The following is a 16,304-nucleotide window of genomic DNA, read 5'->3' on the forward strand; positions in this document are numbered from 1 at the left end:
AGGTCTTTTACTCATAATGCCAAAAAAAAATATTTTTAAACAATACGAAACAATAGTTAATTGAGAATTATTACAGGCCCCTATCTATTATTGCAGCTAAAACCTAATATGAAAATTGAATGATAGATGACTAAATAATAGTTAACTCGCTTGCAATAATGATAGTATTACTATTACATTTGTACAAATTAAAGTTCAATGCAGACTAACCTATCAAAAATAAAATTCCATTTAAACACATCGCTGTTTAGAAAAGACCCGGAAACCTCCGACTTGGGGCGCAAACTAATAATGCATGGTATTGACATGATAGCTGAGTTGGGCTTTGATGATTTTACGTTTCGAAAATTAGCGATAGCAATTAACTCAACCGAGGCTTCAATATACCGGTATTTTGAAAATAAATACAAGTTCTTGATATATATTACATCCTGGTACTGGGAATTTATCGACTTCCAACTTGGGCTTGAGTTAAACAACATACCCTCACCTACAAAGCGACTCGAAAAATCGATTCAAATTCTAACAACGCCAATCGAAACAAAATGGGAATCGGGATATATCAATCTTAGCAATCTTCATAATATTATAGCTAATGAATCTCAAAAGTCTTTTCTTATAAAGGATGTAGACAAGGAAAACAACCTGGGAGCATACTTTGCTTACAAGCAAGTAGTAGCGCGAGTAAGCGATATTATTTTAGAGATAAACAAGCGATATGAATACCCAAACATGCTGGCCAGCACGATGATAGAAGGCGCACATCTTCAAATGTTTTTTGCAGAACACCTACCCCGGCTAACCAACACAAAAAAAGTAAATATGATTACAAAGTTTTATACAAATCTGATTTTTAAAGCCATTAAAAACTAATCCTAACAATGACTCCTATCAAACGATTCTGGCTACTGTTGCATGAGGACAGACGCGAAATTAACAGCATCTATATTTATGCGATTTTTAGTGGTATTATTAGCCTTACACTACCCTTAGGCATACAGTCTATAATTAACCTAATACAAGGTGGTCGGATTTCATATTCCTATGTACTACTGGTGGCAGTGGTGCTTGTTGGTTTGGCTTTTAACGGAGTTTTGCATATTATGCAAATGCGTATTATCGAAGATATTCAACAGAAAGTATTTGTAAGGTCGGCCTTTGACTTTACCTTTCGTATTCCAAAAATATCGCCAAAGGCCATGGAAAGCGTATATGCTCCTGAGTTAATGAACCGATTTTTTGATACACTAACGCTTCAAAAAGGATTACCGAAAATTTTGATAGAGTTACCTTCTGCAGCTATACAGATTTTGTTTGGATTGGCATTATTATCATTCTATCATCCGGTATTTATTCTTTTTAGTGTTTTGCTAATTATAGTAATGTGGACCATTTTTAGATTTACATTTAAAGAAGGTTTACGAACAAGTATTATTGAAAGCAAATACAAATACAGGGCTGCAGCATGGCTCGAAGAACTTGCACGCACACGCGACTTGTTCAGGCAAGCCTTGTTTTCAGCATTGCCTCTGCGCCATACCGATTCCAATACCGGCACCTACCTATGGGCTCGCGAAAAACATTTTTCTATTCTTAGAAAACAGTTTTATCTATTCGTTGTATTTAAAATATTTATAGCTGCTGGGTTACTTATCATTGGTGGATTGTTAGTATTAAATCAGAAAATAAACATAGGACAATTTGTTGCAGCCGAAATCATAATTCTTCTGGTATTAAATAGTGTTGAAAAGCTGGTTTTATATTTAGAAAGCATTTATGATGTGCTTACCTCGCTTGAAAAAATTGGCGAGGTGATGGATATGCCTATCGAAATTAAGGAAAAGAGCGACCTCACTTTTAATAACCCACTTACAAACCTAATAATCGAGTTCAATAATGTTAGTTTTAAGTATAGCAATCAAACAAAAAATGTACTCAATAATATTAACATAAATCTCTCTACCAACAGTATTATAAACATTGATGGTAAAAGCGATAGCGGAAAGTCAACATTTCTACACTTGCTTGCTGGCATGTTAAACCCAACCGAAGGTAACATTACGATTAACTCTATTCCGTTATCAGTGTTTAAGTATAACCAAAACTATAGCATGACTTTTAATAGTTATGCCCATGGAAAATTATTTGAAGGCACTATACTTGAAAATATAACACTTGGTGAAAAAATCGACTATGAAGAAATAGTAGAACTAAATAAAAAATTGTTTTTGCAAGATTATATAAACCAACTGCCAAATGGCATAGAAACGCAATTGATGAGCGAAGGAATTGGTCTTAGCAAAAGCAACATTCAAAAGATATTGCTTGCACGCAGTATTATTTGCAAGCCACGCATTCTTATGCTGGAACACTGCCCTGAACATATTTCAATTGCAGAACGTGCAGAAATATACGAATACATTACCTCAAAAGAACATAGCTGGATTGTAATTACTGCTAATGCTGATGAATTACTGGCAAGGATGTGCACTAAAACTATAAAGTTACAAGATGGTCAGGTTAGTATAGCTTGATATAAAAAATAATACAACATGTTGAACATAGGTAAACAATCAATAGTAAACGAGATAAAGGTTAATGAACTAAAGACATTAACTTATGTTGGAAAACTGACGAGGCGAAAAACACTACCTCGTATATTAATCGCTTTAGCAATAGTGATAGTACTATTTCTTTTTCTGCCATGGACTCAAAATATACGATCAAGTGGTGCAGTTACAGCACTGAAACCGGAACAACGCCCGCAAGCCATTAATGCAGTAATAGCAGGAAAAATAGATAAATGGTATGTGCGCGAAGGCGACTTTGTGCAGAAAGGAGATACGATTGTATATATTACTGAAATTAAAGAACAATACTTTGATCCAAACCTGATTCAAAATTTGAGTAAACAAATTCAGAATAAACAATCGGGCATAGGTTCCTATACCAGCAAGATTGGTGCACTAAGCTCACAGATTATGGCATTGCAAAATGCTCAGGTAATTAAATTGGAACAAGCACGTAACAAAGTACTACAGGCAGATTTCAAAATTAAAATTGACAGTGCCGACTTTACCAATGCAACAATTGCGCATCAAATTGCTGAGCAGCAATTTCAGCGAATGAAAGAAATGTATGACAAAGGATTGAAATCGCTGACAGATTTAGAAACCCGCAGTTTAAAATTGCAGGAAACGCTGGCAAAAAAAGTGAGTGCTCAAAACAAATTTGAAAACACAAAAAATGAATATACAAATGCACAAATAGAGCTTAGTTCAATTAATGCAGATTACAATGAAAAAATATCAAAGGTACAATCGGACCAGGCAACAGCCTTTGGGGCTATGTATGATGCCGAAGCCGATGTTACCAAGATGTATAATCAATTGGCTAATTACAATATTCGCAATAAATTTTATTATATCACTGCGGCACAAAATGGATTTATTACCAAAGCTGTTAAATTTGGAATTGGCGAAGTGGTTAAAGAAGGAGAAGAACTTATTACCATCATGCCTTCTGATTTTGAACTGGCTGTAGAAACGTATGTCAATCCGATTGACTTACCACTTGTTTCAATAGGCACTGCTGTTCGTGTTCAATTTGATGGATGGCCGGCAATTGTATTTTCGGGATGGCCCACTATTTCATATGGTGCATATGGTGGTGTTGTGGTATCAATGGATAAGTTTGTGAGCCCCAACGGTAAATACCGAATACTAGTTGCCGCGGACCCCAAAGAACATGCTTGGCCTAATGCTTTGCAATTAGGTGCTGCAACACAAAGCTTAATGATGTTAAAAAATGTTCCGGTGTGGTACGAGATATGGCGGCAGTTAAATGCCTTCCCACCTGATTACTATGTTAGCCAGGCAAAAAATACAAAAACAGAAAATTCAAAAAAGTGATTACGATAATGAAAGCCTTGTACATTTCTTTTTGCCTATTACTTGGTGCGCTTTATAATTGCAAAGCCGATACGACCATGGTACTGAAATATTCAGACTTCATGCAAATGGTCATTACAAATCATCCGGTTAGCAAAGCAGCAAGGTTAATGGTAGATAGAGGTGCCATGGCCGAACAACAAGCGCGTGGAAATTTTGACCCTAAACTCTTTGGTGTTTACGATCAGAAATTTTTCGAGTCGAAAAATTATTTTGCCCTGTTGAATAGTGGCTTAAAAATTCCAACATGGTATGGTATCGAATTTAAAGGTGGCTATGAAACTAACAATGGCGTTTTTTTAAATGATGAAAACACCACACCCTCATCAGGCCTTTGGTATGCCGGAATATCGATTCCCGTTGGGCAAGGATTGTTTATAGATGAGCGCAGAGCGGCATTGCGCAAAGCTAAACTGATAAATCAGGCATCGCTATCACAACAAATTCTGGCGCAAAACGAATTATGTTACGATGCGGGAAAAGCTTACTGGGATTGGTTTTTGGCCTTCAATCAACAACGAATTGCTATAGAGGCTTACAATGCTACCAACCAACGCTTGCAGGCTGTAGTTGAAAGCGAACGCGCGGGCGACCGCAGCAAGGTAGATACACTTGAGGCTTCTATACAAATGCAGGAGCGTTATGTAAGCATGTTACAAAGTCGCATTGAACTAAACAATAAAACACTTTGGCTTAGCACGTTTATTTGGAACGACAACGATGAACCCTTGCAAATTAATGATAACCTGGTAGCACCCGACTATGCAGCTGCCGAACAGGAATTTGACAAAATGCTGCCGCCCAATTTGAATGATACCGGAGCTATAAATAATCATCCCCTGATATATTATTACCAGGTAGAACTGCGTAAATTAAGGATTGATCAGGAGCTAAAATCAGAAAAACTTAAACCGGTGGTTGATCTCAATTACAATCTATTACAAAACAATGCGAATATTAATAACCTGAATACTGAAAACTACAAATGGGGTGTATCTGTAGGTTTCCCGATATTTATTAGAAAGGAACGTGCAGAATTAAAACTTGCGAAAATCAAGGTGAAGGAAGTAGAGCTTGACTTAGAAAACAAACGTGTGCAACTTAATAACAAACTGCAGATGGGTGTTCGCGAATTAGAAATTGTAACCGATCAGGTAAACTTTTACGGCAAAACACTCACCGATCAGATGTCGCTGCTTAATGCTGAACGCTCGCTATTTGATGCAGGCGAGAGTAACTTGTTTATGATTAATGCTCGCGAATCTGCTTATATTAATGCATCAAATAAATATGTTGACCTGATTTCGAAAAAATATAAAGCAGCATTATTTACTGCATACTCATTGGGTATGATATCTCAAATGAAATAGCTAAACTAAAACGTATGTTTGCTTGTATAATTAAAAACAAAAAAATGCATCAGATCAAGAAAAAAAAACAACCTCTAACAATATAAAAAATGAGAATAGCTTATATCCTAATTTTATTAATGGCATGCAGTGCCACTCTTACAGCGCAATCTGCTAACCGCATAGAAGCAATCCGATTGGTTCAAGAAGGAGACAACAGGATTAGGACAGGTGATTTATTTAATGCCATATTCAGTTACACCCATGCCATACAAACGGATGTAACTTTTGCCGATGCCTATATTAAGCGAGCCTTGCTTCACGAAAAAATGGGAAATTACAATCAGGCATCCAAAGATTTGACGATTGCTTTGGATATCAACCCTTACTCATTCTATATTTATGACAAACGTGCAAAATTAAAAATACTGGCAATGGACTATAAAGGTGCTATTGATGATATAAATAAGGCGATTGCATTGGAGGGTTTGAATAAGTCGGAGCAAGAACAGTTGGTTGAAGATTATATACTTGCCCAAAATTTTACATTGGCTGTTTCGCTGGCTGATTCTTTGTCTAAAACCAATAAAAATGATTCGTACAGTTTACTCCTGCTTGCTTTATCTAATTATAATGCTGCGGAATATAATGCAGCCGAAGAACAAGCCAGGAAACTTGTAACTGACGATTCATTGGGTGCAATGGCCAACAATATTTTAGGATTGATAGCAATGAAGCGAAATAATTTTTCAGAAGCCATAAAATATCTGAACACCTCATTAGCCTTAAACCCGGGCTTTGAACAGGCATACTACAATCGTTCTATTGCTTACAGGATGAGCGACAAAAAAGATTTAGCACAAAATGACTTAAACAAAGCCATTGAGCTCAGTAAAGAAAACTCAAAGATATATTTTGCACGAGCGTTGGTACGTAAAGAATTAGGCGACCTGCAAGGAAGTTTAAGCGATTATGATATGGCCATAAAAAACGCACCCCAATACAGCGATGCATTGTATAACCGCGCTTATTTAAAAAAGTTTATGGGCGATTATAGTGGGGCCATCGATGACATCAATACGGTTATTTCTCAAAACCCTGCAGCTGCCGAAAATTATAATATGCGTGGAAACATTCAACTTTTATTTTCCAATTATAAAGAAGCTATTGACGACTATAGCAAGGCAATTAGTTATAAAAGTGATTATGCCGAAGCCCATTACAATCGTGCTATTGCATATGTAATGCTTTACCGGATTAATGAGGCCTGTCAGGATTTTGATTATGCAATCATACTTAACTATTCGCCTGCCGAATTGCTCAAACAAAAATTCTGTAATTAATTTATCATGATATATAACCGATTTATTGGGCGGTTGCCTTTCGGTTTAATTTAATGAACCTGTATGCTGCGCAAATAGGTTTATAAAAAAGGATCTATTTTCAAATTTTAAGCAACCAAAATAATTTTCTTGTTGCTGTCAGGAAGAAAAATACTAATTCTTCTTCTAATAGAAACTTATAGAAGCTAAAACTATTTACAGGAAAACTGTTGTAGATACTTGAAGGTCAAATAACTTAGCTGAACTAATTGGTAAGTTGACTTATTGCCTTTTGTAAAATTTCAAAAGTATTTTCAGCCATTAAGTTTTCTTTATCGAGAGTTGGGTTTACTTCTGCAATTTCAAAACAACAAACTTTTTCGTTTTGAATAAGTCTTACCAACAAGCTACCTGCTTCTTTTTCAGTTATGCCATTGCGCACCGGTGTTCCTGTGCCTTTGGAAATGCTGCTATCCATACAATCAACATCAAATGATATATAAATATGGGTGCAGTGATTGAGGTGAGACAAGGTATCGCGGGCAATTTTTTCAACTCCGTTGCGCTTGAGCTCGGCAGTTGTAATTACTTTAACTTTGTTTTTCTTTATGATAGATGTCTCTTCCGGTTCCACATCTCGCAACGAAATAAATATCAAATCATTATAATCAAACTTTGGCCCTGCACCACCTATACTCTTAAGTTTATTCCACATATCGACCGTTTCTTTGTCCGGCTTATTTATCTTATTAGGAATATTGTCTTCATTCAATACCACAGCCAACGGCATTCCGTGCATATTGCCCGATGGTGTGGTGTAAGGCGAATGAAGGTCAGCATGGGCATCTATCCATATTACCCCAAGTCTGCATTTTGGAAAGGCAGTCTTGATGCCACAGATAGTTCCACCTGATGTGCTATGATCGCCCGCCAGCACTACCGGAAATATTTTGGCCTTTAGTGTGCTTGCTACTTCTTTAGCCAGGCGCTCATATACAGCAATTAAACCCTTAATGCGTTTTGCATAGGGCGAACTGTCGCGCTCAAACAATAACTGGTTCTCTACGGTAATCTCCGTACTGTTTATTTGCCTGAACAAGTTGCTTCCATAGTCAAGTGCTGCTATCTTAATGGCATCGGGACCAAGACTGGCTCCTCGGGTTCCTGCCCCTATTTCCGACTTAACTTCTATAAATTTTACGTTTTTAATCATATAAAAAAACTTTATTTGCACTTGATTTAATAATCCAACTCACTTAGGTTGGCATAATTTTTATAATGTATCAGAGTTAAATTTTAAAAAATGAAGAATAAATACATCGACTTAATTAAGCAGACATTCTATTTTCCACAAGATGATTTTGATGTTATAGACAACTGTCTGCATTTTAATGGTATTCCAATTATGGATATTATTGAACAGTACGGCACTCCATTAAAAATATCTTACCTTCCTAAAATAAGCTCGCAAATACAAAAGGCCAAGCGAATATTTAATGTAGCCATGGCCCGCAACGATTACAAAGGTAGCTATACTTATTGTTATTGTACAAAAAGTTCGCACTTTTCTTTTGTGCTCGAAGAAGCGCTTAAAAACGATATTCATATTGAAACCAGTTCAGGCTTTGATATTCCTATTATCAGAGAGTTGCACGCTCAGGGTAAGTTAAACAAGGAAACTTACATCTTGTGTAATGGCTTTAAAAAAGACACATACATGAATGGAATTATTGACCTTTGGAAAGATGGTTTCGAAAACACCATTCCGATTATGGATTACATGGCCGAATTGGATTACTACGAAAAGGCAATGAAAAAGAAATTTAAGATAGGAATACGCATTGCAGCAGACGAGGAGCCGAATTTTGAATTTTATACATCACGCTTAGGAATCAGATATAAGGACATTACGCCATTCGTAAATTCCAGAATGAAAAACAATCCAAATGTTGAGCTAAAGCTTTTACACTTTTTTATAAATACCGGAATTCGTGATAATGCCTACTATTGGAGCGAGCTGAGCAAAGGTGTTGACAAGTATTGTGAGCTAAAAAAGGTATGTCCTTCGCTTGATTCTCTTGATATTGGGGGGGGGTGGCCCATACGCACCTCATTAAGTTTTGATTACGATTACGATTACATGGCTAATGAGATTATCAGCCTAATAAAGAGTACTTGCCAGAAAGCAGGAGTTCCTGAGCCAAACATATTTACTGAATTTGGAAGTTTTACCGTTGGCGAGAGCGGTGCTGTATTATTTAAAACATTGCATCAAAAAACACAAAATGATAAAGAAACCTGGAACATGGTTGACAGCTCATTTATTACTACACTGCCGGATACCTGGGGCATCAATCAAAAATTTATTTTACTTGCAATAAATAATTGGGATAAAGAATATCAACGTGTCAACCTTGGAGGACTTACTTGTGATAGCGAAGACTTCTATAGTTTTGAGTCGCAAACCAACCGTGTGTTTATGCCAAAGGTAAGTGAAGGTGACGATCCATTATACCTGGGATTTTTCCATACCGGTGCTTATCAGGAAAGCCTTGGTGGGTATGGGGCATTCAGCATTGCCTGGTACCTGCACCAAAACATGTACTAATTGATAGAGATGAAGATGGCAAATACACTACCCGTTTGTTTGCAAAGGAGCAAAGCGCCAAATCGATGTTGAAGATATTGGGGTATTAATTTACCTTTGAAAAAAAAAATTATGCGTTTTATTGTTGTTGCATTGTTGTTTTGTTTTTCGTTTAGCGTTATGGCGCAAACCGAAAAAATCAAAGCAGGTATAATCAGGTATGATATTAAATACAGTAATGCATCCGGCATAGCAACCACTGTGTCGCAACTTCCGGTAAAGTGCGAACTAATTTTTAACGAAAAGGAATATCGTACCGTAATGAAAACGAACGTGATAGCATCTTGATTGAAACCGTTACCAATGAAACCGACCGTGTTACATACCAGCTGGTAAATTTTTGGGGGAAAAATATGCTATAAAAGCAAACTGAAAAAGAGCGACAAGGAAAATATTAAAATGGTAAAAGTGCATCACCAACTTACCAATATCTTTCTTAGTCATGAGAGTAATAAGGTTGAAATCACTTTTAATAATGGTGTAACTACAACAGGTTGGTACACCAAAGACATTATTAAAACAGGACGCGCTGGCAAAGACTATAAGATTATTGATGGCGCCTTACTTGAATATGCATACCCGCTCGACAATAACGGAACACTTATGACGCTGATAGCAACTGACATTAATAACCAACCTACCGAATTAACGATGCCAACTGATTATAAAATTTGCAGCCAAAAATATTTTGATAAACTAACAGGGGCAAAATATTGATAGCTACTTCAAACATTTTCAAATGTACGATCTTCCTTTCCATAAAGAAAATAACCCTGAGGTTATCAAGGAATTTATGTTGCAATTTCCATTTGCATTTCTTACGGGAATTGATGTCAACCAAAAACCGGTAGCTACGCAAGTACCTGTCTTTTTCGAAGAACATGATGGTAAGCAAACATTGCGTGGGCATATTATGCGAAATTCAGGTCATCATAAAGCATTTATAAATAACCCCAATGTGCTGGCTGTTTTTACTGGTCATCACTGTTACGTAAGTGGAACATGGTATAGCAATCCACATACACCATCCACCTGGAACTATATGAGTGTGCATGCAGCGGGGGTTATCCGCTTTCTTGGCAATGATGCGTTAATAGAAGCCTTACGTAAAATCACCCTCCATTTTGAAAATAACAATCCACAATCGACCACCATTTACGATAACCTACCGGCCGCATATCTGGAAAGAGTAATGAAAGCAATTATTGTTTTCGAAATTGAAATAACTTCACTTGATACTGTATTTAAACTTAGTCAGGACCGTGACGAACAAAGCTTTTTAAACATAATTAGTAAACTAAAAACACGAGATGAAAATGGGCGTGTGATAGCTTCAGAAATGGAAAAAAGATACAACACCTTATACCCAAAAAACGACAGATAAACGCCACGACTTTTGTCGCCTTATTAATTGTAGTAGTGCACGTTTCTGATTTTACTACATTTACAAACATAACCCAACCAATTGATTTATCAATTGAGCAGTTAATTCCAATAAAGATGTGGTTTTAGACACCGATGCGATGCTAAACCTAACCCGAAAATATAAAAATCAAAAACCTGACACCTGAAATTACCGACCTCAATTATTTTCTTCAAAATTTTTAGGAATAGAAAAACTTCTATATTTGCGCGCTCAAAAAAATGGGGCACTCATAAATGTGTGCTTTCATTGTCCTGGCGGGGTAGCTCAGATGGTTAGAGCGCAGGATTCATAACCCTGAGGTCACGGGTTCGACTCCCGTCTCCGCTACTACAAAAGCCGCTCCTATAATGAGCGGTTTTTTTATTTAACAATGTAACCTTAAAACTGATGGATTTTATATCTCCTGCCTTACAAAAATATAGCGAAGATCACACTTCTCCCGAAAGTGTGCTGCTAGCAGAAATTAACCGTAACACCTATGCCAAGGTGATGCAACCACGTATGCTATCGGGACATTTGCAAGGTCGTGTGTTGGCAATGATTTCGCACATGATTAAGCCCCAACGTATTCTTGAAATTGGCACCTATACCGGCTATAGTGCCCTTTGCCTTGCCGAAGGATTAACAGCAGATGGCTTGCTCATTTCTATTGATGCTAACGAAGAGTTTTTGAGCATTGCTCAAAAAAATATTGCTGCTGCTAACACAGCCGATAAACTAAAACTTATACATGGCGATGCACTTAGCATTGTTCCAAATCTTAATCTGAACTTTGATTTAATTTTTATTGATGCCAACAAAGAGGCATACCCTGCCTATTTTGAAATTTGCCTAAGCGCCTGTAAACCGGGAGGATTTATACTTGCCGACAATGTCTTGTGGAGTGGCAATGTGATTAAACCTCTCTCCCAGCAAGACGAAGAAACCGAACATATTCATGCTTTCAATACCAAGGTGCAAGAATGCGAAGCAGTAGAAAATGTTTTGTTGCCGGTACGCGATGGAATTATGCTCATCCGAAAAAAATAATTTGCTTCTTTACATATGCTTAAACTGTTGACTATAGTTGGCGCCCGTCCACAATTTATTAAAGCTGCAGCGCTTAGCTACTGCATTAATAACGAATTTCAACATCTTATAACTGAAAAAATATTGCACACCGGGCAGCACTACGATACCAATATGAGCGCAGTATTTTTTAATGAGCTGCATATACCCTTACCTTATAAGAATCTGCATACCGGCAGTGCCTCACATGGCGATCAAATTGCAAGGATGATTTCTGAAATTGAAAAAGAAATATTGGCCGAACGTCCTGATGCTATTGTTATCTATGGTGATACTAACTCGACCCTCGCTGCGGCTTTAGCCGCATGCAAATTGCATATACCTGTAGCACATATAGAAGCAGGTATGCGCAGTTATAACAAACACATGCCCGAGGAGCTTAACCGCATAACTGCTGATCAGGCTGCTTCCTTTTTATTTTGCACTTCCCAAAGTGCGGTCAATAATTTAATACGTGAAAATTTTAATTTTAAAAAGAAAGAAAACGTAAGCATTAATAATCCACTTGTAATGAACACAGGCGACCTCATGTATGATGCCTTTGAATTATTTACTTCAAAGCTGAAATATGATTCGCAAACCATGAAGCAATTGAAATTGAGCGATGGGCACTATTTTCTTGCTTCGGTGCATCGCGATTTTAACGTGGATAATGCAAACAGCCTTAAAAACATTGTTGCTGCGTTAGAAACAATAGCTAAATCAGAAAATATGCCGGTAGTGTTTCCGGCACATCCCCGCACCAGGCGCAGTATGATACAACATCAGATAAAATTTAATGCCAGGCTGCTTTATATGATTGAACCGGTTAGCTACCTTGAAATGATTTGGCTTGAGAAAAATGCTGCTTTGATTATTACTGACTCGGGTGGTGTACAACGCGAAAGTTTTTTCTGCAAAAAACCTTGTGTAGTATTACGCAACGAAACCGAATGGCAGGAGCTGGTTAAAAATGGAAATAGTATGCTTACCAAAATTACTGCTACTGATATAGTGAATGCAGTAAACAAAATGAAAAATAAAAAGCGCTTTACTTATCCTCCAATATTTGGTGATGGCCATGCAGCACGACTTATTTGCAATAGCTTGATAAAACACCTTAGTTGAATAAATGGAGCCTATACATATATATGCCAAGCAGCAAAGCAGCAGGTTAACGTATATTGCCGATTACTTTTTTACTACCCTACTACCATTCGAAAAAATTATTTTTTATACCCATATCGATTCCTTTCAAGCAGCTCAGGGTATTAAACTTAATTACTCAAACCAAAACATCAGTGATGTTTTGCAAATAATACCCCATACCATTTTATTTGAAGATGCCATTGCCCCTCAATCTTTTAAGGTAGAAAAGTGGAATGGAATGAAAGCATTTTTTAAAACAGGCAATGACTCATTGCCATTCGATTTGTTAGCTGCATCCTTTTACTTAATTACTCGCTACGAAGAATACTTGCCTTTCGAAGCTGATGCGCATCAACGATTTCCGGCCAACCAATCGTTGGCTTACCGCGAGAACTTCTTACATCTTCCATTAATACAATATTATGCAAACATATTGTACAGCAACCTTGCAGCAAAACACAACCTACCTCCTACTCCTGATAAAACAGTAATTAATTCTCCCGGAATAGATGTAGATAATGCGTATGCCTATCTGCATAAAGGCGCTACGCGAACATTGGGCGGTATAGGAAAAGATATGTTGAAGTTTGATTTTGCAAATCTGGCACATCGTATAAGGTCCTTGTTAACAAACAAGGATCCATATGACACCTATGAGTTTATACTGCGCAGTTGCAAAGAACAAAGCGTAACGCCTACTTTTTTTCTAATGACCGCTAATCAGGGAACCTATGATCGCAACCTGCCACATACCAATGCAACGTATATAAAACTAATACAGCAACTGAGTTTGCAAGCAACAACCGGTTTGCATCCGGGATACACGAGTGACGAATTACAAATACTGAAAACCGAAACTGCCCGATTAGAAGAAATAACAGGTGCAAGCATTGTAAATTCGCGACAGCATTTTGAAAATAAAATTTCCATCAACCTATAACAACCTCATAAGTTGTGGTATACAAAACGATTACAGCATGGGCTATGCAGATGCCTGTGGTTTTAGGGCATCAACTGCCGTTCCATTTTATTTTTTCGATTTAGAAAAAAATACGGAGACCGAACTCCTTGTTCACCCCATTGCCTATATGGATGCAACATTTGTATTCTATCAAAAAAAACCTCCTGCTCAGGCATGGCACGAAATAAATAATCTGCACATGGAAGTAAAGAAATTTGGAGGATTGTTTCACTACATCTGGCACAACGAAACAGTAAATGATCAGGGAATGTGGAAAGGCTGGCAACAAATTTTTCTTAAAACCCTGCAACTGAAATGAACATTACGTATGTAACACATAGTGAAATTGATATGGTTAAATGGGACCTTGCTATTGGCCGCGCGGTTAATGGTAATATGTATGGGCTATCATGCTATCTGAATACGGTATGCCCCGGGTGGGATGCGTTGGTAGCAGACGATTACAAGATAATTATGCCTTTACCGCATCGCAAAAAGCTGGGGTTCCATTATCTATTTCCTCCCTTCTTTATTCAGCAATTGGGAATATATGGAGACGAAAAATTATCGGTACAAACCATAAACTCGTTTCTGCATGCAATACCGGCCAAGTTTAAATTAATTGAATTGTATTTAAATCATGCCAATGCAACTGATGATTCATCGTTTCAGATAAAATCTAACAATAACTATATACTAAGGCTAAACGAAAGTTACGATGCGCTTGCAAAGACGTTTGGCACCAACCACAAGCGTAACCTAAAAGATGCAAATGCAGAATTACAAATAGCCTTATTGCAAGATGCTGATGCCCTTATTCAATTATTCAGAGAAAATAAAGGGAAAGAGGTAAAACAATTTACAACAAAAGAATACCAATTACTTAAACAATTGATAACAACTTGCCAGGGGCAAGTTGTTATAAAAATACATGGTGTTACCTTACATAACTTGTTGGTGGCAGGTTGCATTACGTTGGAATTCAACAACCGGATTGTTTTTTTATTTTCGGCAGTAGCACCGGCAGGGCGCACTAGTAAGGCCATGTTTAAACTTGTAAATCATCTGATACAAATCAATTGTAACAGCCAAAAGATTTTAGATTTTGAAGGAAGTAATAATACCTCACTGGCCTCATTTTACAAAGGCTTTGGGAGTGAGTTGCAACCCTATTTGTTTGTTAGAAAAAATTTATTGCCCCGAGCAATTAAATGGTTGAAAGAATAAAGGTTGTTTGTGACCGCGCATGTTATTGATTACAACTAAGATGTCCTGCACTTTTTAATCCTTCATGTTAATTTTCACAATTAACCCTATCACTTCATTTCGTTCTGTTTTACATCATTTGCTTTTATGGTGTTAGTTGATAATATGAAAAGAAGAATTGTCGAAAACGAAATGATTTTTGTTTGGCTGACCCTGTAAACACGTATATACTTAGTAGTAAAAACGTGTATGCAATTTTACATCAAGTGCCTTGTTTTGTAAATGCCTTATATCTTATTATGTTGATGATGCAATGCTAAATATACGGATTTATTTTACTGTTATTGATTGAAACCAAGAAACTATCGAGGTGCGAAATGTTAATTGCCACATGCGATTTGTTGGTGAGTATCCTTTGCTATTAACTTTCTTAAACCGCCAAATGCCTATTGCTTTTGCAAAATAGATTGTTAGGTAGAAAACCCTCTATTGGCGTACTACACAGCCAACAATGAACAGCAACAACTAAATTTATTTTGAAACCCACCTTAAGAATTTTAGATTTGCACAAATAAACACTAAAGCATTTTTTATCATGCTTCACCATCTAAGCGATTCCAATAGTATACTTAATCATTTTGTAGCAGAACTCAGGGATGTAACCATACAAAAAGACCGCATGCGATTTAGACGAAATCTGGAACGCATTGGCGAAGTAGCGGCAATGGAAATAAGCAAGACGTTACTTTATAAACCAGAAGAAGTTACCACGCCATTAGGTATAGCCAACACACATCTGTTAAAAGAAATTCCTTTACTGGCAACCATCCTACGCGCGGGATTGCCTTTGCATCAGGGATTGCTTAATTATTTTGATGGGGCAGATTGCGCTTACATCTCGGCATACCGCAGGCATCATAAAGATGGCAGTTTTGATATACACCTGGAGTACATATCCTCGCCACCAATACAAGATAGGATACTTATACTTAGCGATCCTATGTTGGCAACAGGGCAGTCGCTTGTGCTTACCTATAAGGCATTGCTTGAATTAGGGATTCCAAAGCATACCCATATTGTTACTGCTATAGCCAGCAAAGAGGGGCTTGCACATGTGCAAGCTAATATGCCTGAAAATATTACCATTTGGGCAGCGGCAATTGATGAGGAGCTAACCTCAAAGTCATACATAGTGCCGGGCCTTGGCGATGCAGGCGATCTTGCGTTTGGCCAAAAAGTTTAACCCT

15 protein-coding genes, 1 tRNA gene and 1 pseudogene are annotated in these 16,304 nt (G+C 37.3%); 16 read left to right on the plus strand and 1 reads right to left on the minus strand.

Annotation, left to right across the window (positions count from 1 at the left end; translation table 11 throughout):
- Positions 1-198: 198 nt before the first annotated feature.
- From IPO27_11615 to IPO27_11635, 5 genes are all read left to right on the plus strand, one after another.
- Positions 199-873, plus strand: coding sequence for a TetR/AcrR family transcriptional regulator (locus IPO27_11615; protein ID MBK8847148.1), 675 nt, complete (start codon positions 199-201; stop codon positions 871-873).
- Between the two features lie 8 nt (positions 874-881).
- Positions 882-2,534 (plus strand): ATP-binding cassette domain-containing protein, encoded by a 1,653-nt coding sequence (locus IPO27_11620; protein ID MBK8847149.1) that lies wholly within the window; start codon positions 882-884, stop codon positions 2,532-2,534.
- A gap of 18 nt (positions 2,535-2,552) precedes the next feature.
- On the plus strand, positions 2,553-3,911 hold the full coding sequence (locus IPO27_11625) for an HlyD family efflux transporter periplasmic adaptor subunit (GenBank protein MBK8847150.1): 1,359 nt from the start codon (positions 2,553-2,555) through the stop codon (positions 3,909-3,911).
- A 77-nt stretch (positions 3,912-3,988) separates the two neighbouring features.
- Positions 3,989-5,320, plus strand: coding sequence for a TolC family protein (locus IPO27_11630; GenBank protein MBK8847151.1), 1,332 nt, complete (start codon positions 3,989-3,991; stop codon positions 5,318-5,320).
- Positions 5,321-5,409: 89 nt separating this feature from the next.
- Positions 5,410-6,642: a tetratricopeptide repeat protein gene (locus tag IPO27_11635; GenBank protein ID MBK8847152.1), complete on the plus strand. Its 1,233-nt coding sequence runs from the start codon at positions 5,410-5,412 to the stop codon at positions 6,640-6,642.
- A gap of 244 nt (positions 6,643-6,886) precedes the next feature.
- Here the strand turns inward: IPO27_11635 and IPO27_11640 are convergent, their stop codons facing one another.
- Positions 6,887-7,834, minus strand: coding sequence for an arginase (locus tag IPO27_11640; GenBank protein ID MBK8847153.1), 948 nt, complete (start codon positions 7,832-7,834; stop codon positions 6,887-6,889).
- Positions 7,835-7,924: 90 nt separating this feature from the next.
- Between IPO27_11640 and IPO27_11645 the strand changes: the two are divergent.
- The 11 genes and pseudogenes from IPO27_11645 (at position 7,925) to upp (ending at position 16,300) form a co-directional block, all read left to right on the plus strand.
- Positions 7,925-9,318, plus strand: a pseudogene (locus IPO27_11645) (arginine decarboxylase).
- Positions 9,319-9,340: 22 nt separating this feature from the next.
- On the plus strand, positions 9,341-9,556 hold the full coding sequence (locus IPO27_11650) for a hypothetical protein (protein MBK8847154.1): 216 nt from the start codon (positions 9,341-9,343) through the stop codon (positions 9,554-9,556).
- Between the two features lie 111 nt (positions 9,557-9,667).
- Complete coding sequence (locus tag IPO27_11655; protein MBK8847155.1) at positions 9,668-9,985, plus strand: hypothetical protein; 318 nt, start codon at positions 9,668-9,670, stop codon at positions 9,983-9,985.
- A 22-nt stretch (positions 9,986-10,007) separates the two neighbouring features.
- Positions 10,008-10,652, plus strand: a complete 645-nt coding sequence (locus IPO27_11660) for an FMN-binding negative transcriptional regulator (GenBank protein MBK8847156.1) — start codon at positions 10,008-10,010, stop codon at positions 10,650-10,652.
- Positions 10,653-10,947: 295 nt separating this feature from the next.
- Positions 10,948-11,021: transfer RNA gene (locus IPO27_11665), tRNA-Met, on the plus strand.
- A 60-nt stretch (positions 11,022-11,081) separates the two neighbouring features.
- On the plus strand, positions 11,082-11,723 hold the full coding sequence (locus IPO27_11670; GenBank protein MBK8847157.1) for an O-methyltransferase: 642 nt from the start codon (positions 11,082-11,084) through the stop codon (positions 11,721-11,723).
- A gap of 15 nt (positions 11,724-11,738) precedes the next feature.
- Entirely contained in the window at positions 11,739-12,869 is a 1,131-nt protein-coding gene (wecB, locus tag IPO27_11675; protein MBK8847158.1) for a UDP-N-acetylglucosamine 2-epimerase (non-hydrolyzing), read from the plus strand.
- Between the two features lie 4 nt (positions 12,870-12,873).
- Positions 12,874-13,830, plus strand: a complete 957-nt coding sequence (locus IPO27_11680) for a hypothetical protein (GenBank protein ID MBK8847159.1) — start codon at positions 12,874-12,876, stop codon at positions 13,828-13,830.
- Positions 13,802-14,170 carry a hypothetical protein gene (locus IPO27_11685; protein ID MBK8847160.1) on the plus strand — a complete coding sequence of 123 codons (369 nt, stop codon included), beginning with the start codon at positions 13,802-13,804 and terminating at the stop codon, positions 14,168-14,170. The genes IPO27_11680 and IPO27_11685 overlap by 29 nt, the downstream gene beginning before the upstream one ends.
- Entirely contained in the window at positions 14,167-15,078 is a 912-nt protein-coding gene (locus IPO27_11690; protein ID MBK8847161.1) for a hypothetical protein, read from the plus strand. Before IPO27_11685 ends, IPO27_11690 begins: the two co-directional genes overlap by 4 nt.
- A gap of 574 nt (positions 15,079-15,652) precedes the next feature.
- Positions 15,653-16,300: a uracil phosphoribosyltransferase gene (upp, locus tag IPO27_11695; protein ID MBK8847162.1), complete on the plus strand. Its 648-nt coding sequence runs from the start codon at positions 15,653-15,655 to the stop codon at positions 16,298-16,300.
- The last annotated feature ends 4 nt before the right edge of the window (positions 16,301-16,304 follow it).

Source organism: Bacteroidota bacterium, from assembly GCA_016714535.1.
Lineage (GTDB): Bacteria > Bacteroidota > Bacteroidia > AKYH767-A > OLB10 > JADKFV01.